This is a genomic window from Muricauda brasiliensis (assembly GCF_003057865.1).
Lineage (GTDB): Bacteria > Bacteroidota > Bacteroidia > Flavobacteriales > Flavobacteriaceae > Flagellimonas > Flagellimonas chongwuensis.
In genome coordinates, this window is sequence record NZ_QBTW01000032.1 from 38,997 (window position 1) to 62,899 (window position 23,903).

General features: G+C 41.0%; 25 protein-coding genes. 13 read left to right on the forward strand and 12 right to left on the reverse strand.

The window, feature by feature from the left end; translation table 11 throughout:
* Position 1: 1 nt before the first annotated feature.
* The 3 genes from DCK90_RS16680 (at position 2) to DCK90_RS16690 (ending at position 2,942) form a co-directional block, all read left to right on the forward strand.
* Positions 2-826 (forward strand): DUF2490 domain-containing protein, encoded by an 825-nt coding sequence (locus DCK90_RS16680; RefSeq protein WP_108247337.1) that lies wholly within the window; start codon positions 2-4, stop codon positions 824-826.
* A gap of 34 nt (positions 827-860) precedes the next feature.
* Positions 861-1,706 carry an MORN repeat-containing protein gene (locus tag DCK90_RS16685; protein ID WP_108247338.1) on the forward strand — a complete coding sequence of 282 codons (846 nt, stop codon included), beginning with the start codon at positions 861-863 and terminating at the stop codon, positions 1,704-1,706.
* Positions 1,707-1,877: 171 nt separating this feature from the next.
* Positions 1,878-2,942, forward strand: a complete 1,065-nt coding sequence (locus DCK90_RS16690) for a leishmanolysin-related zinc metalloendopeptidase (RefSeq protein WP_108247339.1) — start codon at positions 1,878-1,880, stop codon at positions 2,940-2,942.
* Between the two features lie 92 nt (positions 2,943-3,034).
* Here the strand turns inward: DCK90_RS16690 and DCK90_RS16695 are convergent, their stop codons facing one another.
* Positions 3,035-5,098 carry a helix-turn-helix domain-containing protein gene (locus tag DCK90_RS16695; RefSeq protein WP_108247340.1) on the reverse strand — a complete coding sequence of 688 codons (2,064 nt, stop codon included), beginning with the start codon at positions 5,096-5,098 and terminating at the stop codon, positions 3,035-3,037.
* A 246-nt stretch (positions 5,099-5,344) separates the two neighbouring features.
* Here DCK90_RS16695 and DCK90_RS16700 point away from each other — a divergent pair, with 246 nt between their 5' ends.
* The 5 genes from DCK90_RS16700 (at position 5,345) to DCK90_RS16720 (ending at position 8,853) form a co-directional block, all read left to right on the forward strand.
* Complete coding sequence (locus DCK90_RS16700) at positions 5,345-5,908, forward strand: ankyrin repeat domain-containing protein (protein ID WP_199912704.1); 564 nt, start codon at positions 5,345-5,347, stop codon at positions 5,906-5,908.
* Positions 5,909-5,931: 23 nt separating this feature from the next.
* Complete coding sequence (locus DCK90_RS16705) at positions 5,932-7,023, forward strand: acyltransferase family protein (RefSeq protein WP_108247342.1); 1,092 nt, start codon at positions 5,932-5,934, stop codon at positions 7,021-7,023.
* Positions 7,024-7,132: 109 nt separating this feature from the next.
* Positions 7,133-7,561, forward strand: a complete 429-nt coding sequence (locus DCK90_RS16710; protein ID WP_108247343.1) for an FKBP-type peptidyl-prolyl cis-trans isomerase — start codon at positions 7,133-7,135, stop codon at positions 7,559-7,561.
* Between the two features lie 527 nt (positions 7,562-8,088).
* A complete protein-coding gene (locus DCK90_RS16715; RefSeq protein WP_108247344.1) occupies positions 8,089-8,295 on the forward strand; it encodes a helix-turn-helix transcriptional regulator in 207 nt (68 codons plus the stop codon).
* Positions 8,296-8,298: 3 nt separating this feature from the next.
* On the forward strand, positions 8,299-8,853 hold the full coding sequence (locus tag DCK90_RS16720; protein ID WP_108247345.1) for an HNH endonuclease: 555 nt from the start codon (positions 8,299-8,301) through the stop codon (positions 8,851-8,853).
* Positions 8,854-8,928: 75 nt separating this feature from the next.
* Here DCK90_RS16720 and DCK90_RS16725 read toward each other — a convergent pair whose 3' ends face one another.
* The 3 genes from DCK90_RS16725 to DCK90_RS16735 form a co-directional block, all read right to left on the reverse strand.
* Positions 8,929-9,708 (reverse strand): universal stress protein, encoded by a 780-nt coding sequence (locus DCK90_RS16725; RefSeq protein WP_159075873.1) that lies wholly within the window; start codon positions 9,706-9,708, stop codon positions 8,929-8,931.
* Positions 9,709-9,841: 133 nt separating this feature from the next.
* Positions 9,842-11,212: an aldehyde dehydrogenase gene (locus DCK90_RS16730; protein ID WP_108247360.1), complete on the reverse strand. Its 1,371-nt coding sequence runs from the start codon at positions 11,210-11,212 to the stop codon at positions 9,842-9,844.
* Between the two features lie 107 nt (positions 11,213-11,319).
* A complete protein-coding gene (locus DCK90_RS16735; protein WP_108247347.1) occupies positions 11,320-12,111 on the reverse strand; it encodes a hypothetical protein in 792 nt (263 codons plus the stop codon).
* 144 nt (positions 12,112-12,255) lie between these two features.
* Between DCK90_RS16735 and DCK90_RS16740 the strand changes: the two genes are divergently transcribed.
* Together DCK90_RS16740 and DCK90_RS16745 are read left to right on the forward strand one after the other, a co-directional pair.
* Complete coding sequence (locus DCK90_RS16740; protein ID WP_108247348.1) at positions 12,256-12,732, forward strand: DUF5004 domain-containing protein; 477 nt, start codon at positions 12,256-12,258, stop codon at positions 12,730-12,732.
* A gap of 38 nt (positions 12,733-12,770) precedes the next feature.
* Positions 12,771-13,409 (forward strand): GntR family transcriptional regulator, encoded by a 639-nt coding sequence (locus tag DCK90_RS16745; RefSeq protein ID WP_108247349.1) that lies wholly within the window; start codon positions 12,771-12,773, stop codon positions 13,407-13,409.
* A gap of 201 nt (positions 13,410-13,610) precedes the next feature.
* Here the strand turns inward: DCK90_RS16745 and DCK90_RS16750 are convergent, their stop codons facing one another.
* On the reverse strand, positions 13,611-14,243 hold the full coding sequence (locus DCK90_RS16750) for an NTP transferase domain-containing protein (RefSeq protein WP_234414777.1): 633 nt from the start codon (positions 14,241-14,243) through the stop codon (positions 13,611-13,613).
* Between the two features lie 16 nt (positions 14,244-14,259).
* Positions 14,260-14,511 (reverse strand): MoaD/ThiS family protein, encoded by a 252-nt coding sequence (locus DCK90_RS16755; RefSeq protein WP_108247351.1) that lies wholly within the window; start codon positions 14,509-14,511, stop codon positions 14,260-14,262.
* Between the two features lie 215 nt (positions 14,512-14,726).
* Between DCK90_RS16755 and DCK90_RS16760 the strand changes: the two genes are divergently transcribed.
* Together DCK90_RS16760 and DCK90_RS16765 are read left to right on the forward strand one after the other, a co-directional pair.
* Positions 14,727-15,809, forward strand: coding sequence for a vWA domain-containing protein (locus DCK90_RS16760; protein ID WP_108247361.1), 1,083 nt, complete (start codon positions 14,727-14,729; stop codon positions 15,807-15,809).
* Positions 15,810-15,883: 74 nt separating this feature from the next.
* The gene (locus DCK90_RS16765; RefSeq protein WP_108247352.1) at positions 15,884-16,831 is read left to right on the forward strand and encodes a 3-keto-disaccharide hydrolase; all 948 of its coding nucleotides are present in this window, start codon (positions 15,884-15,886) and stop codon (positions 16,829-16,831) included.
* Positions 16,832-16,888: 57 nt separating this feature from the next.
* On the opposite strand, the gene DCK90_RS16770 is transcribed toward DCK90_RS16765, so the two are convergent.
* Genes DCK90_RS16770 through DCK90_RS16795 form a run of 6 tightly spaced genes read right to left on the reverse strand, consistent with a single transcriptional unit; the run spans position 16,889 to position 22,449 of the window.
* Positions 16,889-17,488 (reverse strand): 3-keto-disaccharide hydrolase, encoded by a 600-nt coding sequence (locus DCK90_RS16770; RefSeq protein ID WP_108247353.1) that lies wholly within the window; start codon positions 17,486-17,488, stop codon positions 16,889-16,891.
* A gap of 37 nt (positions 17,489-17,525) precedes the next feature.
* A complete protein-coding gene (locus tag DCK90_RS16775; protein ID WP_108247354.1) occupies positions 17,526-18,974 on the reverse strand; it encodes a M14 family zinc carboxypeptidase in 1,449 nt (482 codons plus the stop codon).
* A complete protein-coding gene (locus DCK90_RS16780) occupies positions 18,974-19,633 on the reverse strand; it encodes a peptidoglycan recognition protein family protein (protein ID WP_108247355.1) in 660 nt (219 codons plus the stop codon). The genes DCK90_RS16775 and DCK90_RS16780 overlap by 1 nt, the downstream gene beginning before the upstream one ends.
* Entirely contained in the window at positions 19,620-20,063 is a 444-nt protein-coding gene (locus tag DCK90_RS16785) for a 3D domain-containing protein (protein WP_394339722.1), read from the reverse strand. The genes DCK90_RS16780 and DCK90_RS16785 overlap by 14 nt, the downstream gene beginning before the upstream one ends.
* Positions 20,054-21,535, reverse strand: a complete 1,482-nt coding sequence (locus tag DCK90_RS16790; protein ID WP_108247356.1) for an FG-GAP repeat domain-containing protein — start codon at positions 21,533-21,535, stop codon at positions 20,054-20,056. Before DCK90_RS16790 ends, DCK90_RS16785 begins: the two co-directional genes overlap by 10 nt.
* A 41-nt stretch (positions 21,536-21,576) precedes the next feature.
* The gene (locus tag DCK90_RS16795) at positions 21,577-22,449 is read right to left on the reverse strand and encodes a pirin family protein (protein WP_108247357.1); all 873 of its coding nucleotides are present in this window, start codon (positions 22,447-22,449) and stop codon (positions 21,577-21,579) included.
* 51 nt (positions 22,450-22,500) lie between these two features.
* On the opposite strand from DCK90_RS16795, the gene DCK90_RS16800 reads away from it, so the two are divergent.
* Complete coding sequence (locus DCK90_RS16800) at positions 22,501-23,835, forward strand: serine hydrolase domain-containing protein (protein ID WP_108247358.1); 1,335 nt, start codon at positions 22,501-22,503, stop codon at positions 23,833-23,835.
* Positions 23,836-23,903: the final 68 nt, after the last annotated feature.

Consider the following 23,903-nt stretch of genomic DNA (forward strand, 5'->3'; position numbering starts at 1 on the left):
CATGAAGAATAGTAGAAATAGCTTTTTGGCGGTTGTTGTTTTATTATTTGGATGTACGGTTTTTGCACAAGAATCGGAACCCGAAGTGCTTCCGGAGACCTCACAGTACAAGGACCCAAAGACGAAAGTCTGGGTCAACACCTATGGGAACATAAGAATAGGTAAACGATTCTTCTGGGATGCCCAGACCCATTTTAGGTTTCAGGAAACCAAAAGCACCCCGTTTATTGGACAGATCGGTCAAATTTATAACCGACATGCCATTGGTTATATTTTCAACAAAAAGACCAATTTTAGATTGGGTGGGGTAGTGCGTATCAATTTTAATACCGATGAAGATTCGGAAGGTAAAAATGTGGTTCCCGAATGGCGTATCTGGCACCAATATCAGTTTGCCATGCCGTTTTATTCGGCCATGTTCTATCATCGAATTCGAATAGAGCACCGTTGGAGCAAAGGCTTTACGGAGAACAGCGACTATATTTTCAGAAACCGTTGGCGATACATGTTCAGGGCAAAAATCCCTTTGAACAATAATAAACTCAGCCCCAAAACCATTTATGTGGCACCAGAGGCGGAATTGATCATGCAGAGCGGCAAGGAGGTGGTCGCAAGTCCAATGGAAGACCTTCGGTTAACCACTACTATTGGATATATTGTTACCCCACGGCTCACATTCGCCGCAGGCCTTTTGTACAACCAAGGACAGGAAAGGTACAATGGAGGTTATTATCAACAAGGTTGGACATTGCGATTCCATATGTATTATTCTCCTGACTTTAGAAGAGTTAAAAAAAAGTTACCGGACGTCCATTTGACCGATTAACCACGTATGTAATAGTGAACCAAGCAATTAACGCATGAAAATAAAAAAATACGCTCCCTATATACTTTTAGCACTTTTTGCCGTGGCAATGTTTTTCTTTGCATCCCGTTCGGTTCAACTTCAAAAAGACCTTGCGCAGGTCAAAGAAGAAAACAAGGTTATTTCAGAAAAAATAAATGCCTATGAGCAACTGAACCGAATAGATTCTTTGTTGCTCCAAGAAGATTATGATACTGCAATTTCATCATACCATGCTTCCATGAATTCCAGCAAGGAAAACAATATGGTGATTCCTTTACGCATAGCCTTGGCGGAAAAGTTAAAGCAAAACAAAATAGTTGTCAGCCCCATGCCCGACAGCGTAACTGCAAGACAAGATACCATCCAAGAATCAAACTGGGCCGAAGAGGAAGCCGTTAGAAAATATGATTCCATCAACTTTTCCTTGGAAAAAGCCAAAGTACAATTGACCCGTCTTAAAAAACAGTTGCAGCAAAAATCGTTCGGGGAATATCTTACGTTCAAAAGCAAGAAAGGTAACCAGCTGCACTATATCGGTCAAGTGAAAGATGGCAAGGCCCACGGTTTTGGCGTTGCACTTTTAGAGACCGGAAGTAGGTACGAAGGTGATTGGAAAAACAACCAGCGCCATGGTGAGGGTACCTTTTACTGGGCCGATGGCGAATATTATGTAGGAAGCTATCAAGATGACAAGCGTAATGGATACGGCACCTACTACTGGCCCAATGGAGAAAAGTACACCGGTGAGTGGAAGAACGACAAGCGAAACGGAGCTGGTAGGTTCTACGATGCCGAGGGAGATGTGGTCGCAGGCGGTGAATGGAACGATGATAAATTGGTAGAAGTTAACGAAAAGTAATTTCTATAATCAATCAATCATCATTAAAAAACAACCATTCTTACATAGATAATATCATTCCATACATAATCATTGCTGTTTTGTTACATGTTTAGAGTAATCTGCTTTTTTTTGTTAAATTTAGTTAAAATCAAAACTCTGGTTTACTAGATTAACTTAAAAATTGAGAACATGATTACGAGAAACCTCACAAAATCTTTCCGCAATTCTTTATCATTTACAGCAGCCGCGGGAATGCTGATTTTTTCCTCTTGCTCCAACGATGTTGGTATGGACGAAGATGTAAACTCCATCCAAAAGTCCGAACCTACGTTGGTTACACTTGCAGCACGCACAGGAGAGCCCATTATTTTGGATGATTTGATCACTACGGATATTTCGACCGCAAGGGCAACAGGTGCCGCAGGTACCGATAACGGACGCTTTAATATCAGCCTAAAGTTTTTATTGCCACCTACCGAAAGACAGCAAGAAGTATTTGATCAAGCTGCAGCCCGATGGGAGCGAATTATTATAAAGGACGTTCCGTCCATAACAGGAACCATTCCATCGGCATTTACCGGTTTTCCACCTGCTGTTGATGGAACCTTGGACGATATAGTGATAGAAGTGGCATTGGCACCCATCGATGGTCCCGGCGGTGTATTAGGACAGGCAGGGCCCAACTTTGTCCGCACAAGTGATTTCTTGCCCATTTCGGGAGTTATGTATTTTGACGTAGAGGACCTGGACTTTTTGGAAAGCCTGGACTTGTTCGAAGATGTGATCGTACACGAAATGGGGCACGTTTTGGGCATTGGTACACTTTGGAACACGGCTGATTTTGGATTTGACAGAACCTTGATGCTAGGTGGCGAGACCACCCCATATTTTGCAGGACACAAAGCGAACGTATTCTGGAATGCAGAAGGAGGAACAGGGGAACTGCCCATAGAAAGCCTTTATGGACCAGGAACGGCATTTGGCCACTGGCAAGAGTCCACATTGAACAATGAATTGATGACCGGGTTCTTGAACTTGGGTGAAAATCCATTGAGCAGGATTACGGCTGGTTCCATGAAAGACTTGGGCTATGGTGCAGCAAGCGTAGGGGAGCAGTACGACCTACCACGAGGAACACCGGGTGTTGATTTAAGCACCTTAGAGGAAGGCGATACCTCCGAAGGGCTCAACATTGCATCCAAAGAAATATTGTTGATGCCCGTGGGTTTCGTAAATACGGGTAATAAAAAGTAAAACTTTTACCCATGCATAAAGAAAAGCTTGTACCGGTGAGGTACGAGCTTTTGTGCTTTTGAATGCCCCAGTGGGCCATAAATTTCTATCGTTCAGAGCAGTTTTTTTTCTTTCAAAGTCTCTTCAAGTCGGTTATGGTTGTCCCAAAATCTATTCGCTATTTTTTTTATCACGTTTTGGTATTCTGGGTGTACTTCGAGCTTCTCTAGGTTAGGGTCCAATCCCATAAACAATACAATCCAATACTGAAAATGATTTTTGGCGGCAAATGCTTCCAATTGTTCAATGGCCTGATCAAATTTGTTCTCATAGGCATATTTTACCGCCATACTTGCAGGTTGGTATATAGATTTATCATTTACACAGTAATCGGTATAGGCTGCAAATAGTTCATCAGCTTCTTTTTGATACCCCATTTTTTCATAGGTTACCCCGATTTTGATATTCTCTTGAGGATAAATATTCAATCCACGGGCCTTTTTCATCTCATTATATGACTTGTAATATCTGTAAGCACTGTCATATTCTTTTTGAAAGTAGTGCAGTTTGGCCACTTCCTGTAAAATGTCCAAGCGGGTAGTATCCTTCTGAAGCTCCCGTTTTATGGCATTCAAAGTCTGCTTAATGTCCTGGTTCTTGGCATAACGGATATAGGCCTTAAGATATGGGGCATAAGGGTTTTGCGGAAATAGCTCAATTGCTTTGTCAATGTATTCCAAGGCTTCTTCGGTAAACCCCGATTGTATAAGGGCGTTGCTCAAATGAAGATAAATATAGCTCTTGGCCGTATCGTTGTCCGCCACATCCAATTGAATGCCTCTTAGCGCATATTCCAAATATTTTCCGGTATTGGGCAGTTTGTTGGCATAAAGAGTGGACAACATATTTACCACCCCCGAAGAATTGGGGTTGTATTCCAACGCTTTTTCCAAATGGGGGACAGCCAATCTATAGTCCCCAATATGTTCATAATACAAAGCTTTGGCAATCAAACTTTCGGTTAATTTTGAATCGTGCAACAAGGCTTTGTCAGCATAGTTGTTGATGATCTCGGTATGCTGTTTTTCTTTCTTATAAAGGTCAAGATAGTAGTATGCAATTGCCAGGTCTGCATATACCAAGGCAAATTCAGAATCTTCCCCAATGGCTTTTTCAAACAATGGAATGGCTTCCAAAAGACCTTCTTCCGTTTGCCGGTTAAAGGGTTCTTGGGCCTGCAGATAATAATCGTATGCGGCTAGGTTATCGGTTGGTTTCTTATCGATTAGTTCCAATTCGGATGGAGTTACCTTGGCCTTGATGGCATCGGCAATTTTTTTTGCGACTTCGTTCTGCACTGCGAAAATATCGATCACCTTGTGTGTGTATTGTTCGCCCCAGATTCGTGTATCCGTAGCGGCATCGATCAATTGGATATTGAGCATAACTTGGTCGCCCACTTTTTGGCCACTTCCTTCCACGACATAGTTCACGTTCAGTTCATAGGCGATTTCACCTATATTCTGGTTGGAATTGCGGTATTTTTCTACCGATGTCCGACTGATCACACGTAAATCCTCAATTTTTTGAAGGTTCCCTAACGACGCTTCCATCAAACCATTGACAAAATACAGGTTGGTGGAATCACTGCTTTCATTTTTGAACGGAAGTACCGCAATGGATTTTTCCAAGTTTGTTTTTTGTGATGCATCGGCAGTAGTAGGGGAGGAAGGCAAAAGTAGGTAAGCAACACCACTGATAACAAGAATGGTCAAGGCCATAATGGCCCATTTGTATTTTATCCAAAATGGAGTGGATGTGTTCTCCCGTTCAGCTTCAAAATCAGGTTTACCAACTTCTCCGGGAGGGTGGCCGTAGTGTTCCCGAAAACATTTGATAAAATAAGAAGTACTGCCAAACCCTACCCGATAGGACACTTCCGAAACCGTAAGGTCGGATTCCCTGAGCAATTCCATGGCCTCTTCCAATCGGATTTGTCGAATAAACTGACTGGCGGATAATTGTGTCTGCTTTTTGCATTTACGGAGCAGGCTGGAGCGGCTCATATGCATGGCATCTGCCAATTCCGATACGCCAAAATGTTCATCGCCCAGATGTTCCAGTACGATGGCTTTGACCTCATAGGTAAATTTCTGCCCTTTTGGTTTGTCTAGCATGGTGGCTTGCAGATTGATAGCTGCATGGGTTTAACAAATATAAGCGATTCCTTTCCATGGAGAAAATGCAGGTATTGCCGCATAATTTATATCCATGCACCATAATTTTTATGGACTGCGCAAGACTTACATACAACGCGGCATAGCTGATTAGTACTGCATCAGGCTTTGGGGAATCTTTGTAACGTAAAATTTATTGTTCAATACTTAAAACTAAAAGTCATGAAAAATTTTAAAAACAATTCAATGAAACATCTAAAGTACGCATTGCTTATTGTAATGGTAAGCCTATCCGCCTGCGGACAAAAAAAGTCAACCTCCGATAAGGAAGAAACTGCCAAAACAGAGGTAAAAGCCCCTGATGTGGCTCTTTCTGCTGCCGTGGTCGCTGGAAATCTGGAAGCGGTGGAACAGCATATCAAAGCTGGGACCGACATCAATGAAAAGGACGCCCTTAGCGGTTCCACTCCATTAATCACAGCTATTACTTTTGATAAGAAGGACATTGCACAAACCTTGATAGATGCGGGAGCAGATTTGTCCATTAAAAACAATGATGGTTCCACTGCACTGCATGTGGCCGCTTTCTTCTGTAAAATCGAAGCTGTTCAAATGCTATTGGATTCGGGCGCGGACAAAAAAATAAAAAACAACTACGGTGCAACACCGCGCGAAACCGTTGTGGGCCCGTTTGCCGATGTAAAGCCCATTTACGAAATGATGCAGCAACAATTGGGGCCTATTGGTTTGCAATTGGATTTGGAGGAGGTTGAAGAGACCCGTCCTACTATTGCCGTAATGCTACAATAATCCATCAAAAAACAACAGTCATCATGAAAACAGCACGTAGACACGATATTGATTGGTTGCGGGTAATTACCATTGCCCTGTTACTGATCTATCATATTGCCATTATTTTTCAACCTTGGGCCATGTTTGTTGGTTTTGTAAGGAGCGAACAATCCCTTGAAGGGCTATGGACCCCGATGACATTGCTCAATGTGTGGCGTATCCCTATTCTGTTCTTTGTATCGGGCATGGGGCTCTTTTTCGCCATGCGCAGACGTAACTGGAAACAATTGATAGGGGAGCGGACCAGACGTATTTTGTTGCCGTTGTTGTTCGGGATAGTGGCCATTGCACCGTTGCATATGTTTATTTTTCAAAAATTCTATAAACTGCCTTTGGGATACTATCCGCATATGGGGCATCTATGGTTCTTGGGAAATATTTTTGTCTACGTGCTGTTGTTTTTACCTGTTTTTTATCTCTTAAAGCAAAGAGAAGGAGGGGTATTTCAACAAGTATTGGGCTCACTGATGTCCAACCCTGTTGGCCCCTTGTTGGTTTCGTTGTTCTTTATGTTGGAAGCCATTTTAGTAGAACCACAGGTGTATTCCATTTATGCGGAAACATGGCATGGGTTCTTTTTAGGGGCATTGGCCTTCTTTTTTGGGTATTTGTTCGTTTACAGTGGCCAACATTTTTGGGATACCGTAAAAAAATGGCACTGGGGCTATTTGGCACTTGCCTTGAGCCTGTATGCAGTACGGTATTTGGAGTTCCAGTTGGAAGCTCCCGGATACCTCATGGCCTTGGAATCCAATTGTTGGATTTTAGGAATCCTTGGTCTTGGCTATCGGTACTTGAACAGGCCCAGCGGGCTGTTGCAATATTTGAGCCAGGCGGCCTATCCTGTTTATATCATCCATATGTTTGTGATGTATTTGGGGGCCCTGTTGATTTTGCCGTTAAAGATTCACCCGTTTTTACAGTTTGTAGCCATAACGGTGTTCACTTTTATAGTGTGTTATTTGTTGTTCGAATTCCTTATTCGTAGGATATGGTTTTTGCGGCCTCTGTTTGGTCTAAAGGGGAAGGTGGGCAAAGAGGTTGCAAAAAAAATCATGGCTAGCGATGCTTAAATCCAATTTTTAAGGAGGTTTTGGCAAAACGAATCCAGAACTTTTCGTTGAACCATTTTATACCTCATATATTTGCAACGTTTTGATTTTAAAACTATAAACAAAAATTATGAGTAAAGTAAAAGAGAATGACACTGTAAAGGTGCACTACACAGGTAAATTGACCAACGGACAGGTTTTTGACAGTTCATTGGAGCGCGAACCTATGGAGGTAGCCTTGGGGCAGGGTCAACTTATACCAGGTTTTGAAAAAGGGCTTATTGACATGGAGGTCAATGAAAAGAAAACCATCACCATAGATAAGCAAGACGCCTATGGAGAGGTGAACGAGGCACTTTTTCAGAAAATCTCTAAAACACAATTGCCCGAAGACCTAAAACCTGAGGTAGGCATGGGCTTGGTAGGCTCCAATGCCCAAGGGCAAGAGCAACAGTTTAGAGTGGCCAAGGTAGAAGAAGAAGATATTATCATAGATGCCAACCATCCGTTGGCAGGCCACGATTTGGTGTTCGACCTTGAAGTGGTTGAGATACTGTAAATACACGATTTTCACACTATATTGTTAAAGCCACCCTTTGGGTGGTTTTTTTGTTTGTGCCTTGTAGAAGGTTTAAACCATTTTGCAAGTTGAGCATTTTAGGCACGATTTATTTTGCTCAATATGGATTTTTAAAACTACTTCCTTTAGTTCCATAAGCACATGACAAACATTTTGGCGCTCCACTTCTGAAAAAGTATCCGACGGTAGGTAATGGAACATATAAACCGTTTTATCCAACCATTGGGTAAAGGAAAGTAAACTTCCCTCATGACATTCTTCAAAGTAGGTGAGGAGGGGGAGTAGGTTATTTTGTTTTAAGCTCATTATGGGATAAATCTATTTGTATTTACGATGGAAACACTGGTAATAACTATATAAACATAGGTTTTATTTATATAAATGAAAACAAAATTCATTGTTTTAACATATATAAATATAGTTTTAAACAATGTTTATATTGTTTTAATAAACACTGGTTAAAATCCAACATTGTCTTAAAACTTGATTATGCCTAGCTTTAGACTATGTCTGAGCGAATAAACAGAATTAAAGAAGTACTCGTTATCAAGGGAATGAGCCAAAAGGAATTGGCGGTTAAACTTGACCGTAATCCAAATACAATTACTTCAATTTGTAATAACAAATCCCAGCCGCATTTAAAAGATCTAAAAAAGATTGCTGAAATTCTTGATGTTGATATACGAGATCTGTTAATACCAACAAAAGTTTAATGGATGGCAGTTTACAATACATCTTCTGATTCGGCTAACACTGCGATTAGAGCATTTTTAACTAAAGTTGGTGAACATTATTGGGGAAAAAGTTTCAATACAAGTTCAGGAAAATCTAAAAAGATTTTCGAGAGAATTAAAAATGAAGTCTTTGAAGGTAAATGTGCTTATTGTGGCAATCAATCAGATAAACTTCAGATTGAACACCTAATTATGTTTAATAGAGCCCAGTATGGATTACATCATCCAGGGAATGTCGTTCCCGCTTGTCAATCCTGTAATAAACGAAGAAGGGATCAACATAGTAATTATTTAAACTGGGAAGATCATTTAGAGCAAATCTGTCGGGAAAAGAATGATTTGAACTCCTTTTTTGATAGAAAGAAAAAAATTCATAACCATATGTGGAAAGGAGAATATAAATATCCTGAATTAAATGAAGCGGAACAACATGCCATAAGGGTAATTGCTGGTTCACTATATGATAATATCAAAACAGAGAATGATAAAGCTCTAATGATGTATCAGGAATTAGACCGCGCATTCGTGAAAAAATAGATTTGAATTTTTGTATCATAATTTACATTATGTAAAATAGAATGTTTCAAAACCAGCATAACCCCACCCGACAGCTTATTTGGGCAAAATCAATAACGGTACTTTGGTTTTTCGGATAATTGCCTTGATTGGATTGTTTTTAAGCATAATACGTTTGCCTGCTTTTTTAGGAACACACAACAATTGTGTATTGGTGTGCGAAACATAATTCACCAAACCATCCAAAGCGTTGACACCTTTCGAAAATTTGTATGAAACTGTCTTGTGCCAAGGAAATTCGGTTTTTTGTGGTTGATCTTGGGAAATATCAAAATGCCGGACAGGTTTTTCACTATTGCGGGTTAAGTCCTTGATTACTTCTAAATTTGAAGCCTTGAGTTCATTTCCAAAAAAACCAAGGTTAATATCTTTGAACGTGTGAAATTTGTCGTCCTCACCCAAAATAAGCACATTCGTATGGCTTGTTTGGTTGATTACAAAATCGGTTATGCTTTCCGAGAAAATCCCAAATCTGGGCCTACGCTTGCCCAAAACCAAAATATCTGGTCTATGTAGTGCCAAATAGTCCCTTATTCTATGTTTTACCCTGCCATGCTCCATTTTATAGGTAACGGGCAAATGCTCTTGTTTCCCCATATTTATGATCAGCTCTTTAATTTGAGCCTGTGAAGAATCATAATCTTTGGTCATTGAGCTCCTTTTTCCATTCCGCGTATTGTAGGGGTTTACGTGGAAAACCTCCAAAGCGCCATCGATTTGCTTGGCCAGCTCCAAAGCGCTGGTGAGCACAAATGCGGAACTTTTGGACATGTCCAGCAATACGGAAATACGATACTTCTTTGCTGCTGCTTCCATAGGCTTTTGTTTATGACTGATACTCTTAAAGTTAGCATCAAAAAACCTATGAATCAGGTGTTTAACTTTCATTTAATAATAAAATGAGATTCTTTTAAATGAACGCATCTAAAATTGTTGTTTCATTAATTATTTATAACAAATACTTTATTTTTTTAATCAAATTCATTGAAAAAGTATAAGGAGCATAACGCAAAGGTACATCTAACCAAGTGCCTCTTTTTACAATGGATTTATGGTGCGAGAACAGGTCAAAAGTATGTTTACCATGGTATCCCCCTATCCCGGATTGCCCTACTCCACCAAATGGTAAATCTTTGTTGCTGATATGGATTACAGTATCGTTTATGGTGCCACCGCCAAATGAATAGCTGCTCATTAAGCGTTTTTGGAACTTTTTGTCGCTGGAGAACACATAGAATGCCAATGGGTTTGGGTATTTGGAAATATAGCTGTCCAGTTCGCTTTCATCCGTATAGGAAATCAAGGGCAGAATGGGGCCAAATATTTCCCCTTGCATGATAGCGCTGTCCATTTCGGGTTCATCCACTAAAGTTGGGGCCAAATATTGGTCGGCATCCACGAACTTGCCTCCAAAAATTATTTTCTGCCCTTCAAGCATTCCTTTAAGTTCATTGTAATGCTTATCGGTGGCGATTCTGGCAAAATCACCTGATGTTTCCATATCTTTTCCATAAAACTCGGTGAGGGAATTTTTAAGGTTATCTACGAGAGCATCTTTCACATTTTTATGCACCAAAATGTAGTCCGGGGCTATACAAGTTTGCCCGGCATTGATGAATTTTCCCCAAGCTATTCGCTTGGCAGCCAGTTTTATGGAAGCTGTTTCATCCACAATGCAAGGATTTTTACCGCTTAGCTCCAGTGTTACCGGGGTAAGATGTTCCGCGGCACTTTTGTATATAATCTTGCCCACTTGGGTACTACCGGTAAAAAATATGTATTCCCACTTCTCGGCCAATAATTGAGTGGACACCTCTACTCCACCCTCCACCACGGTCACATATTCGGGCGGAAAAACTTTGCGGATTATTTGCGAAATGATCTTGGAGGTATGCACACTGTACTCCGATGGCTTCAATATAGCTGTATTGCCAGCTGCCAAAGCACCTATCAGCGGTGAAATGGCCAGCATAAAGGGATAGTTCCAAGGTGAAATAATAAGCACTTTGCCGTATGGCTCCGGCTGTATCCATTCCTTTGACGGAAAATTGGACCAAGAGCCGGAAACCCTTTCGGGTTCGCTCCATGTATCTATGTTTTTTATGGCATGTTTTAGCTCCGCAAGTGCCAATTGGGTCTCTGTGGCCAGACTTTCGAACTTTGGCTTTTTAAAATCCGAATAGAGCGCATCAGAAATAGCATCCTCTTGATCCACAATCTCTTGTTGTAGTTTTTTTAGATACTGTTTTCTATAGCCTATATCCTTGGTTTTCTGTGTGGCAAAAAAGTCATTCTGAGCAGCTACCAATTGCTTTACCATAAAACTGATTGTTTCTTTAAATATAGGCAAACTTGTGAACAGCATCTTCCATAAAACAAAAAAGCACCGGGCTTACCGATGCTTTTTCATTATGTTGTGTAGTGTGTTTAAAGAGAAATCTCTTCGGTAGCCCCATTCGGATAAATAAGTGTGGCTACGTCGTCGCATTCGCCATTTCCAAAATCCACGGTAACGGCCAATCCATTTTTGGAAACCACCATGGTTCCTGTGGTCATATGTTCGCAGGCAGCGCTCCCTTGGAGGTCTTCCAAAGTTTCAACGGCATAAACGTTCCCATCGGCTTCTACGTTCCAACTTCCGGAGATGGAAATCATGGTTCCTTCCAAGCTGTCACCAAAAGCAATGGTAAACGTTTTGGTACCGTTTTCGGAAATCACGGAGCCATCTTCCATTTCTATGGACATATCGCTGATAATGGAGAACGATACCGAGGTTTGCTCCGTACTTGAGGAAATCTCAAATGTTCTGGTTCCATTTACTTTGATGTTCCCAACATAAAAATCTTCGTATGTGGCGGTAAAAGTGGTCATTTCGCTCCCTACTTCGTAAGTGGCAGTAACGGTTCCGTTTATGTTATCGGTACCATTGAGCACACAATTATTGAAGGTTGCGACAAAACCTGTTTCGGTATATTCAGTGGAATAGCATTCGCCTTCCTTGCCAACGGTGACACTTTCGTCCGAATTCCCGCCAATTATTTCCGCTAGGGCCGTATCAACAGCTCCGGCAATATCGTCGGTATTCAAAATAGTCTGTAATTCTGCTTGTGAAAGGGTTTCTCCATCACCGGACATCCCATCTTCGCTACACGATTGAAAGCCAAGAAAGGCAATGGTCAAAAAGGCGATGCTTAAATTTCGTAGATTAAGTTTCTTCATGTTATTTGGTTATAGATGTGTTGGTAGAACAACGAAACACGTTCATTTTTAGTGTAAAGGAGCTTATTCAATTCGATGAAATGCAGGGTAGATTGAACCTTTTTCCTTGAAATTGTCTTAATTTCATCGAGCTAAAACAATCTCATGAAAGAAATCAAACTATCTATCTTATTGATGTTTACACTTGTATTGATGATGTCCTGCAGTGAGGATGGTGACGATGGTCAATCTGGATTTTCCAATGCAGAACTTGTAGGCACTTGGGTATTGGTAGAGGTTAATTTAAGTAGCGGAGTCGATGTGGATGGTGATGGCGAATCCTCCACTAATTTGATGGAAGAAGAGGATTGTGTGTCGGGCAGCATAGTTTTTAATGCAGATACCACCTACCAGTTTGAGCAATCTAGTTTTACTATCAATTCCATCACCAATAACAGGTATTATGTGGATTGTACCGGAACCAATCTTGCTACAGGTGCCTGGGCAAGCGATGGTTCCAACGTAGCTTTTCAAGGAAGTAGCATTTTGAACAGCAATTTTGAATTGATGGGAAACCAGCTCATTTGGAACAAGGATGAAGAACTGCCAGGAGTGTCATCTTATATCTATGAAAAACAATAGTGTTGACTTGCTGCCCTAAGAAACACTAACCTTTGCGTATGGCTAAGTTGTCGGCTTTAAGAGATAAGATCAAAGAACATTTATTGCAGCAGATTCAAAATGGGGAATTGTTGGTGGGCAAGACGATTAATTTGGCGGCTCTCTCCCGGGCAACGGGCATTAGTGTAACGCCCATTCGTGAAGCATTGACCCAATTGGAGCAAGCCCAAGTAATTCAGGCAATACCCAACCGCGGTTTTGTGGTAGGCAAGCTTTCCAAACAAGAAGTCAAGAACTTAATCGAAATTGTGGCTCAATTGGAAGTGATGGCCTTGGAGAATACGAAGTTTGAACCTGAAGAAATGGAAGCCTTGGCCAAAATGCAGTCCGAACTTGAAGCAACCACCACTATTACTGAAGGATTACGGGCCAGATTCAATTTTCACAATCATTTGGTACAGCATTGTCCAAATAAAGTGCTCTTACAAATTTTAAAGGACTTGAAAGTTAGGCTTCATTTTTATGAACACGATTTTATTAAAGATCATGGATTCTTCAAAAAACTAAGCACACAGACGCGTTCCGTGATAGATGCCATACAAGAAGACAATGTGCCAACCGCTGCATTGATTCTACGTATGCACTGGATGTCCATTTTGGAACATATTGAAGCTCAAATCAGTGTTAAAAATGGTTAATCTTCTGATTGTCACACTAAAATAATTCTAATTTCGTTTTTAGGTAAAATAATTCACCATGAATTACTTGAACAAAGAAATAGAATCACGTACCAAAAGAAAGAAATCTAAATCACTAGTGAAAAGACAGATTTCTTGTGGAACTTTCCAAGATTTTGAAACCTTAGATCTGGACAATCATAAAAGGGCATTTCCAAAAAACTAGCCCCGCTCCTGCTCTTTCAGCTTACTTTTTACAAAATCATAGTCCGATAATGAGTTGGCATTGAACAACGCTTGCTCATTTTTAGGCTGAACAAGTAAAATCTCAGCATCCATTAGAAATTGTTTTGGGCTTGGATAATCGGAATTTTTGAGAAAATTCTTAGCTTCTTCCAACCCATTAGGCTCCCAAATACAACATAACGGTTCAGGATTGCCCGTATCAGGATTTTTAAAGGCGGTCGCAGATTTCCCAGAATTTCTTTCCCCAACCAATTGCTGTAACGATGGTAGGTTCATAAACGGTAAGTCACAGGCAATTACCAACCACCCAACGTTTGGGTGGGCATCAAAAGCGCTCATTATACCATTAAAGGGACCGTTGTATTTATCTTGATCCACAACGGTCTTAAAGCTTGTTGGAGTTTCTAGTAACTGTTCTTGCCGTATACTTAGAAAGACGCTATCGCAGACCTCTTTTAACAGGTGGTACAAATATTCCCGCTGAGGAGTTCCATGGTAATCTACCAGCCCTTTATCCCTTCCCATTCTTGAACCTTTACCACCGGACAGCACCAGCCCAAATAATTTGGGAGAATGTTTTGTTGCTATTTTTTTGTGTTCTGTGTTCAAAGGTTTGTATTAGGAATCATACCTGTGGCGGAGGTATCAGTGCAATTTCGTCATATGAATTGATCCTGTCACCATCCGATGCGTAATTTTGATTCACGGCAATGGTTACCTGTGGTATGGATTTGAGTTCTGGATATGTATTTTCCAAAAATTTTTTGAGTTCACCTACCGTATTGGGTATTTTTTTTCCGGACAAGCTTGCCGTGGGTACCGACAATGTTGGAGTCCCAATAATATCTTTGGTAGCTCCGAACAATAGTATAGTCATAATATCAACCTATTAGCGTTATTGTTTGTTTTGAATCTTGGTTAGATAGGCTGGTAGGTTATATTAAAAGGTGAAAATATTAAAAATTGCCCGAACGCCTATCATTTTAACAAGCAGGAATTTCTTTTAACTTTTCTTTAATTTAATTCTGGTTATCATGCATACTTTTCCTTTAAATTCGGCGTTTTGCATGCAGAACCTTAACTTATATGAAAATGAAAAATATACTTCGATTTACTTTCCTCGTATCCCTTGGACTTATTTTATTCTCTTGTGGAAATGCTGACGATGATGTGAGTTTTGACATTGATGACAGGGAGCTTGGTCTTGGAGAAGAGCCGGATGATTGTCTAGGTTTTGATGAAAATGAGATTCTATTATCCATTCAGGACGAATATACCACCCAACCCGGCAAGGTCTCTGTTCTTTTTAGAGTGTCCGACCTTATGGGCAATCCTATTTCAGGTCTATCCGCCGACCAATTCTCGATTTATGAGCAAGGTAGGAACGATGATTGCTTTAACTCCATATCATCATCAGAATCTTTTGCACGAATTTCCCCTAATTCACAGGTCTTCAACAACAATACCCTCTTGGTATTGGATTTGAGCAACAGTGTTTTGGAAAGTAGCTTGGATGAATTAAAGGTAGCTACCACAAGTTTTATCAATAATGTAATGCCCTCACCTGGTTCAGAATCCTTCAGAATGGCCATTTATTGGTTTGATGGAGAGGATGAGCTTCACCTTTTGAACCCATTGACGTTTTCTATTGAAGAACTAACCGCTTCTGTGGATGGAATCACAGCGGACATCAGTAGTGACCCATCAACAGATTTGTACGGTGCGGTAATCAAATCAACAAACATTGCAGAAGATTTATTGGATGAAAATTCTGATGTGATCAATGCTGCTTCCGTAGTATTGTTCACCGATGGTACCGACCAAGCATCCCGTTACAGGGAGTCCGATGCGCTACGCGTGGTCGAGGAAGCGGACAGAAACATCTCTTTCTTCTCTATTGGACTTGGTGCCGAAATCGATACCGAAGTTTTGGAGCAAATTGGGAAAACAGCCAGTGTGTTTGCAAGCAATTCCGAAGAGTTGGAAAATACTTTCAACGATATATCCGAACGTGTGGAGGAACAAGCGGGAAGCTATTACCTGTTCGAATATTGTACACCAAAACGTGATGGTAGTGGTGAAAGCAACCTAGTGATTCAACTTACCCACAATGGATTACAGGGAGCCGTTCAGACCAAATTCAGTGCCAAAGGGTTTATAGGAGGTTGCGAATAAGTCAGCATACTCGTTAAACTAGTTAAATTTGGGATTATACCGTATCTTGTTCAGCAATTAAACTGAACATAACTATGATTAACCCTAGAAAAACAATTTACACTTTTATTTGCACCCTATTTTTAGGATTTGCCAGCAGTCTTTATGCCCAACACATCAGTCCGTTAGAGGGCAGATGGGATTTGGAAATGGATTTTATGGGCAAGCCCTCCCCTTCTTGGTTGGAAATAAAACATTCTGGAAATGCTACGTTATTGGGACGCTTTGTGTTTGCTTTTGGTAGCGCAAGACCCATTGCCGAAGTGGAAACTTATGGGGAGAACAATTTTACCTTTAGTATTCCCAATCAATGGGAGCCCAAAGGCAGCGATATGATCTTCCATGGCGAATTGGATGGTGAAGAATTGAAAGGTACAATGATCTATACTGATGGTTCCATTATTCATTGGACCGGGGTGAAAGCACCTGAACTGCCTTACACCGAAAATCCAAAATGGGGGAAAACCATTGAGGTGTTCAATGGTAAAGATCTTACTGGTTGGCACGTAGATGGCGAAAAGAACCAATGGGTGGTAAAAGATGGCATTTTGACCAGTCCTGAATCAGGATCTAATTTGATTACGGATGAAAAATTCCAAGACTTTAAAGTGCACGTAGAGTTCCGTTACCCCGAGGGCAGTAATAGCGGTGTTTATTTACGTGGTCGTTATGAGGTTCAAATTGTGGATAGTGAAGGTTTGGAACCTGCCGATATCTATTTGGGAGGTGTTTATGGCTTTTTGGAACCTAATCAGAATGCGTCCAAACCTGCTGGCGAATGGCAGACGTATGATATTATATTGATAGGACGACGGGTAACGGTAACGCTTAACGGCAAAACCGTTATTTCTGATGCCACTATTCCCGGGATTACGGGAGGAGCTTTGGACAGTAAAGAAGGTGAGCCTGGACCATTCATGATTCAGGGAGACCACGGACCTATTGAATACAGAGCTTTTGAAGTTACTCCTTTAAAGAATTAAAGATTCATAATTCAAATAAAAAAAGCCCGATTATAGCAATCGGGCTTTTCTTTTTTCTTAATCCAAAGGGATAAGTTCTATGTTTCGCCATTTTACGCGAATACCTCCTCCATCATGGATCTGTAATGCGATGGCGCCTTCGCCCTCTCCAATTTTTTCATCTTCCAGATGAACCATTTCAACCCCATTGAGCCAAGAAGTTACCTTGGGACCTTCCACACGGATTTTCATAGTGTTCCACTCCCCCATTTTTAGGGCTTTGTCTTTTTCAGGGTCTGGTTTTATCAACCAACCTCGCCCGTAAGATTCGTAGATTCCACCCGTATCTTTTCCTGGAGGGGCAACCTCTACTTGCCAACCGGTTACTTTGGTGCCTTCAAAAGTAGAACGGATAAAAACACCGCTGTTACCATCGGCCTCTTGTTTAAACTCCAAGGTCAATTCAAAATCTTTATAGAATTTATCTGTGGACAAATAGCCATATTCACCTTTTGGACCACTTTCGCAGATGAGTTCACCATCTTCTACAAACCATTTTTCCTCTCCGTGGTTTACCCAACCATCCAAGTTTTTACCGTTAAAAAGAGTAATAGACTCTTGTGCAAAAGTCAATTGTGCTGCCAAAAGGCATAATCCTACTAAAATCTGTTTCTTCATTTTTATGTGCTAAAGGGTTATTTACTGTTTCTAAAATCTATTTACCATTAATCAGACCGTTTCCTGTATTTTGTTGTTCCAAAGGCTTGGAAAGATCTATCAAAAAACCATTGATGACGGCGTGCGTCAATTTCCCATCTTTCTTTAGAAAAAATGTCGGGTTTGCTCCCGGTTGCATACTAAAACTTTTTAATTCAAATTTCTCATCTACCAATATCAATGGAAAGTGTACAAAAGTGCTTTTTTCTGGCTTCTCCGTTTTTACATAGGCCACCCCATCCTGCAATAACTGCATGGGATTATCAATTCGAGTCACCTTGGCCACCTTTGGCTGAACGATGCTGTAACCCTTCGCATCAAAGGTTTTGTAAGCATAATATGTGGATAGGTCCCCTTGGTCGGCAACCGAACTTTTGTAATAGAACTCGTTGTGATCTTTTAAATCTACCTCGTAGTTGATTATTCCCAAATCAATAATATAGTCATTGCCCAAAAGCTCATAAGTGACGTTTTCTATCTTTAAATCGAACAACATACGATTGTTGTGGGGAATTTTTTCATAATCCTCAATGGGAATGTCCTTGTACGATTGGTTGGCAATAGTGTACAAGGCCGAAAGAATGGAAACGTAGTTGAGTTTACGGATTTCTTGTTTCTCAGGGTCACCGGGATAACCTCCGGATTCGATTAAAATAAGGCTAGTTCCCCATTTGGCAATATTGTCACCAAATGCACGTGGTTCAAAGTCATCACTGTAACGCCCTACCTGTCCCGGTGCATAGTTTTGAATGATCTTATCCATATAAACAATAACCTTCATTGCATTGGCCCTTACCTCATTAATGTCTTTTTCGTAATTGTAGGCCGTGGCCAAATAGGAAATGGTAGCAGGTTTCTCTGTCCGTTCTGCATTATAGTACTTGCTCTGGTCGTGAAGGTTAAAACCAAAATCGGCATCAAGGCTATCACGAAGACGCTTTAAAGTTTGCCCTTCGGGCGATTGTAATCGTAAAGCATCCCGATTGATATCTATACCAAGGGCATTTCTTCTCGTAAATACTTCGGCGCCATCTGGGTTGAGCATTGGTAAAAAGTGAAGTTTTAACTTGGATAGGATTGCTTCCTTCTCTTCTTTGAATTCAGGAGCATCCAAAAAATTAAGGATGTCAAAAATAGCTTGGGTGGCCGTGGGCTCATCACCGTGCATTTGGGACCATAAAAATATATTGCTGTCCCCGGAACCAATGCTTATCAGGTGTAAATCCCGCCCCTGAATGGACTCTCCTACCTTTTGGACTTCAAATTTAGGGTTTGTTTTAAATTTTTCGATCAAGGGTTGGATGTCGGCGTGTTTTATCCTCCGTTTTCCAATGCTCGATTCTTTGTAATCATCGTAGGTTTCGTATAGCTTGGAGGTAAGTTCATCCTGAGCCTGCACATTACAAACGAGAAGGAAGACAGCCGAAAGAAAAAATTGCTTTATCATTATTTTTTTGTTGGAACAGGTTTAAAGTTAAATTTTTTAGTGGCATTTCGAACCTTTTCCACAAAATCCATTCCTGGATCCGTTTTTTCGGTACGATAACCATCATCTACCTCCAGCCAAAGCGGATGTCCTTCAAAAAGTGTGTATTCCTGGTGACCGATTACATAATCAATGTCATATTTTGATGCTAAATAGTTAACCAGATAAATATTGGAACGTAACTGTTTTTTGGTCAAGGACAACCCTTCGGTACCGCCCACGTTTTCTATACCGATGGCACAATGGTTTAATCCAATAGTATGTCTTGCCATAGTTGTTTCTGGCATTAATCGGTAAATGGTTCCATCTTGGTCAACCAAAAAATGGGAGCTTACATTTAGTCCGCTCACGTTCACCAAATCGGGTCGCCAGTTGGGTAAGGTAGACGGGTTGAAAGCTTCGAACGATTTTTTTAAGGATGGAATGGCCGTCCAATGCAGCACTACCATTTTAGGCGTTATTTCCGGGGTATCCTGCTCTAACTCGTATCGATTCAACAGGTATTCTTTGGTCAATTCAATCCGTTGTTCATCAAAAATAATGGGAATATCCACAATTTCCTTTTGAGTGGAGCATGCTCCCAAGGCCAGTCCCCATAAAAGTAAACTAATCTTCTTCATTTGTAGCATTTATGGAATCGATGGGAACGGCATAACAGATAATCAATCTTTTTCTGCCCCATTCCCGTGCTTTTTTTACGTCTTTACCCATGTAAATATCAATACGGTTTCGCCAACGCCAGTGCATTTTGTCCTTCACGTAAAATGTATCTGGGAAAGTATCGATTTTTACCATGGTATTGTACGTCAATCCTTTTTTGATAAGGTCTCTGGATACTGCGATGACTTTCATGCCGGGCTTTAAGGTATCTCCCCAAGCCGCAACGGAAGGGTTGATACTATCCGTTTGCCAAAATACGGAGTTATAGGCAGAAGCCGTGACTTCGTGTCCGTACCAATCATATTTTTTGTTGGGCTTTGTTTCATCTTCTTTTGATGAGCATCCCACAAGAATAATGATCAGTATGAAAACACAGTTTTTCAATGCAATAAATTTTCCAAGAGCATAATGTCCACATTGGTGTTGTTCCATCGGTCGGACAACACATCGGGAACCGGCGTGAATCCTAAGGTCAAGGAGCTAAGCACTATATCCAGGTCACCATCATTATCAACATCCGAAGCATCCATCAAAAACCATCGTGCCAAAGCGGGGTCTTCCAATATTTTTGTGGAAAACTCATACGTATCCGAGTCCTTGTTTTCCAGATACACAAAAGAGCGTTCCGGAAATTCCATATAATTGGGAAATGTACTGATCAGGGCAAAATCTATGTCACCGTCTTGGTCAAAATCCCTGGAAAGTACCCTTGTAGCGCCGTACATGGGATAAAAATAGGATTCAGCGTACTCATTGTTTCCTTGATTGAGATAGATGCGCATACCGTGATAGGGTTTGTGTACATACGAAATATCCGCATTGTCCCCTTGAACTGTTATAATGTCATCTAAACCATCCCCATTATAATCTACTATTTCGAACCAACTTGTTCCGAATATAGGGCTGAACTCCAAAAGTTTTTTAGCTTCAAACATTAAATCTTCTGTCTGATGGAAAACAGTAATGCTTTCATTGCTTTGGGTCATTAAGGCTACAATATCGAGTTTGCCATCATTGTTCATGTCCTTTGCCACAGTACGTATGGCACCGGGTAGGTTGAGCAATACTTTTTTGTCATACCCTCCAGATTCGTTCTCGATCAAAAGTGACAACCGACCGGATTCATTGCCGAACTCGCTCACGACGATTTCATTTTTGCCGTCACCGTTCAAATCTTCCAATAAAGTATGGACGGGCCTATGAAAACTTTGGTTTACAGCTAAGGTATCCGTTCCAATTTTGCGAAGTATTTTTCCTTTTTCCAATTCGGATGGACGAATGATTCCTACCTCACTGATAATTTCCATGGAATCTTTTTTACTGTACCAAGTTATAGGTGTTTTGCCTTGATAGATTTGTTCAGAGGCTTCTTGGTCAAAATTAAAAGACCCTAAAGTCCCGGTGAGATCTCCATAATGTACTTGATTGCTATCTCCAAGAAACTCCAAATAGGTGATCATACCGCCATTTTGCCCATCAACGGCATATGGCTTGGCCACAAATTGGTTCAAAGTATCTGCCCTGGGTACATCTATGGTTTCCAAATGTTCTGGTGCATTGGATAGTATGTAGGTCTGAATCTGAACCCATTCTTCAAAGGTGAGTTTTGGTCTAAAGCCTGATGTTTCTGTATTCGCACCTTCATTGATTCCTTCTACTTCCATACGCTCCAACATTGCTGGAAGCACGGACTTTTCCCAAACATCTTTAGGCAGTTCATTCAACTTTGGGGCTAAGTGGCAACTGGCGCAGTATTTTGTGTAGAGCTCAGCTTCCGGGGATTTCGGTTTTTCTTTTTTACAGGAAGAAATAAAAATTAGAAGTAATAAAAGCAGTGGGGTAATACTTGGTTTGTTCGGCATTGGTCGGTTCTGTCTTAAACTTTAAGTGAGTTGGTTTACGTTTAGTTGGGTAACGGTACATAGGTGTTGTCGTTTTCCATCATTGGAAAGGTTTTATCGGCCCATGCTTTTTTTGTCTCTTCGAGTTTTTCCTTACTGGAAGAAACAAAATTCCAATAAATATAACGTTCCTCTGGAAAAGGTTCGCCACCGAACAACATTAAATGTGTATTTGGTTTTAGTTTTATGTTGCAGGTGTCCTCCACTTTGGATACCAAAATATTTCCTTCTCCAACGGTTTCACCGCAGGCTTCAATTCCGCCTTCGACGATACAAATACCTATTTCCCCTTTCAAACTTCCGTTTACGTTCAAAGTGTATTCTTCCTTAGCTATTACTTCCACCATAAAGAGGTTGGAATGAACGGGGACAGGAGATTTTTTACCGTAACCTTCTCCCGCAACCAGTTTAAATTCTGCGGGACCATCGCTCCATTTTGGAATGTCCGCACCATCAATATGATGGAACTGAGGTTCCATGTCTTCCAATTCTTTCGGCAACGCCACCCAAATTTGATAACCATGGGCTGTGAAAGTATTTCCATTACGTAGGTCTTGTGGAGTTCTTTCGGTATGGGTCACCCCCTTCCCTGCCGTCATCCAGTTAACGGAACCGGGTTTAATACGTTGATGGGTCCCGAGGCTATCTTCGTGGTTGATCTCACCTTCCAACATAAATGTCAAAGTGGAAAGGCCCATGTGCGGATGCTGGTCCACGTCCATATACTTTTCAGGCCCCAATTTTGTGGGCCCCATATGGTCGATAAAAATAAAAGGGCCGATCATGCGCTTCTTGCGGAAAGGAATCAGCCTTCCTACCAAAAAGTCGCCAATATCCCTACTGCGTTCTTCAATGATCAATCCAATGTTGGACATAGGTTAAATGTTTATATTTAGAAGCAGAAAGTTACAAATACATCCTATACCATGAAACTACTTAAACGTGTTTTGCTGCTCCTTCTCGTAATCATAGGAGTGGTAGTCTACTTGAATTACCCCAAATTGAACATTATCTCCGGATATGCTGCAAAGAATGTGGCATCTGGTGTTTTCTTGGCGCATCGTTCCGCTGCCAGTATGAATCAATATGACAATAGTGCTCCCTTAATTGAAATAGCATTTACTGAGATTGATGAGAGTGAGCAATCCGCATCTTCAACCGTTTATGGGATGATGGAGCGTACCGCAGTATATCGTGATGGTCTTGGAGCAGTTTTGATCAATGATGATTATGACCCCAAGGCATTAACAATAAGACCTCAACGAAACCAACCTGTCGATACTATTCCTTACCCTTATGGACAAGCGGCTCCATTGGATACCATATTGGCCGATGTGAATATGGATCAAATCAATAAGGCCATCGCCATGGCCTTCGCCGAGCCTGAAACTCAAAAAACACGAACCTTTCTAATTCTTTATAAAGGACATTTGATTGCCGAAAAATATATTGATGGGTTTGATAAGGACACCCCTATTTTGGGATGGTCCATGACCAAAAGTGTTTTAGCATCTTGCTATGGAATTTTGGAACACCAAGGAAAGTTAGAAATGGATTGGCCCGCTCCCATTCCTGAATGGAAAGATGATGAAAGGAAAGATATCACCCTGAACCACCTGCTACGCATGCAAAGTGGGTTGGCCTGGGACGAGGATTATACAGGAATATCAGATGTTACTCGAATGTTGTTCCTGGATAGTGACATGACCAAGGCACAACGTGATAAAAAAGCGATTGCAAAACCAACGGAAATATGGAACTACTCTTCGGGAACCACAAATTTGCTTTCGGGAATACTAAAGCAGCAATTTAGGAGCCATCAAGAGTATTTGGACTTCCCGTACTCCGCTTTAATCGATAAAATAGGGATGTATTCCATGGTTATGGAAGCGGATATTGCAGGAAATTATGTGGGCTCTTCTTACGCATGGGCGAGTACACGGGACTGGGCACGTTTTGGACAATTGCATCTGGACAAGGGAAATTGGAACGGGGAACAATTGTTCGATGCTTCATGGGTAGATTATATCACAACTCCAACCGCTAAATCCAATGGCACTTACGGCGCTCACTTTTGGCTGAATGCAGAAGGGAAATATCCCGATGTGCCGAAGGATATGTTTTCTTGCAATGGTTTTGAAGGTCAGCATGTATTTATGATTCCTTCCAAAGACTTGGTCGTTGTACGGACAGGTTTGGCCGAGGAACCGTATTTTGATGTGAACGGAGTGCTGTCGAACATCGTAAAAGCAGTACCGTAAATCGATGAGATGTATTAAAATACTTGAAAAACCACAGAATTAAGACACTTCACAACAATAATTTCGTT

Excerpts from the sequence above, each read along its gene's own strand:
- DCK90_RS16790 (WP_108247356.1), bottom strand. The coding sequence starts at position 21,535 with ATGCCGAACAAACCAAGTATTACCCCACTGCTTTTATTACTTCTAATT.
- DCK90_RS16680 (WP_108247337.1), top strand. The coding sequence starts at position 2 with ATGAAGAATAGTAGAAATAGCTTTTTGGCGGTTGTTGTTTTATTATTT.
- DCK90_RS16780 (WP_108247355.1), bottom strand. The coding sequence starts at position 19,633 with ATGAAGAAGATTAGTTTACTTTTATGGGGACTGGCCTTGGGAGCATGC.
- DCK90_RS16800 (WP_108247358.1), top strand. The coding sequence starts at position 22,501 with ATGAAACTACTTAAACGTGTTTTGCTGCTCCTTCTCGTAATCATAGGA.
- DCK90_RS16685 (WP_108247338.1), top strand. The coding sequence starts at position 861 with ATGAAAATAAAAAAATACGCTCCCTATATACTTTTAGCACTTTTTGCC.
- DCK90_RS16725 (WP_159075873.1), bottom strand. The coding sequence starts at position 9,708 with ATGGAAGCAGCAGCAAAGAAGTATCGTATTTCCGTATTGCTGGACATG.
- DCK90_RS16740 (WP_108247348.1), top strand. The coding sequence starts at position 12,256 with ATGAAAGAAATCAAACTATCTATCTTATTGATGTTTACACTTGTATTG.
- DCK90_RS16700 (WP_199912704.1), top strand. The coding sequence starts at position 5,345 with ATGAAACATCTAAAGTACGCATTGCTTATTGTAATGGTAAGCCTATCC.
- DCK90_RS16705 (WP_108247342.1), top strand. The coding sequence starts at position 5,932 with ATGAAAACAGCACGTAGACACGATATTGATTGGTTGCGGGTAATTACC.
- DCK90_RS16690 (WP_108247339.1), top strand. The coding sequence starts at position 1,878 with ATGATTACGAGAAACCTCACAAAATCTTTCCGCAATTCTTTATCATTT.
- DCK90_RS16770 (WP_108247353.1), bottom strand. The coding sequence starts at position 17,488 with ATGAAGAAACAGATTTTAGTAGGATTATGCCTTTTGGCAGCACAATTG.
- DCK90_RS16730 (WP_108247360.1), bottom strand. The coding sequence starts at position 11,212 with ATGGTAAAGCAATTGGTAGCTGCTCAGAATGACTTTTTTGCCACACAG.
- DCK90_RS16715 (WP_108247344.1), top strand. The coding sequence starts at position 8,089 with ATGTCTGAGCGAATAAACAGAATTAAAGAAGTACTCGTTATCAAGGGA.
- DCK90_RS16755 (WP_108247351.1), bottom strand. The coding sequence starts at position 14,511 with ATGACTATACTATTGTTCGGAGCTACCAAAGATATTATTGGGACTCCA.
- DCK90_RS16775 (WP_108247354.1), bottom strand. The coding sequence starts at position 18,974 with ATGATAAAGCAATTTTTTCTTTCGGCTGTCTTCCTTCTCGTTTGTAAT.
- DCK90_RS16745 (WP_108247349.1), top strand. The coding sequence starts at position 12,771 with ATGGCTAAGTTGTCGGCTTTAAGAGATAAGATCAAAGAACATTTATTG.
- DCK90_RS16735 (WP_108247347.1), bottom strand. The coding sequence starts at position 12,111 with ATGAAGAAACTTAATCTACGAAATTTAAGCATCGCCTTTTTGACCATT.
- DCK90_RS16720 (WP_108247345.1), top strand. The coding sequence starts at position 8,299 with ATGGCAGTTTACAATACATCTTCTGATTCGGCTAACACTGCGATTAGA.
- DCK90_RS16760 (WP_108247361.1), top strand. The coding sequence starts at position 14,727 with ATGAAAAATATACTTCGATTTACTTTCCTCGTATCCCTTGGACTTATT.
- DCK90_RS16795 (WP_108247357.1), bottom strand. The coding sequence starts at position 22,449 with ATGTCCAACATTGGATTGATCATTGAAGAACGCAGTAGGGATATTGGC.
- DCK90_RS16695 (WP_108247340.1), bottom strand. The coding sequence starts at position 5,098 with ATGCTAGACAAACCAAAAGGGCAGAAATTTACCTATGAGGTCAAAGCC.
- DCK90_RS16765 (WP_108247352.1), top strand. The coding sequence starts at position 15,884 with ATGATTAACCCTAGAAAAACAATTTACACTTTTATTTGCACCCTATTT.
- DCK90_RS16710 (WP_108247343.1), top strand. The coding sequence starts at position 7,133 with ATGAGTAAAGTAAAAGAGAATGACACTGTAAAGGTGCACTACACAGGT.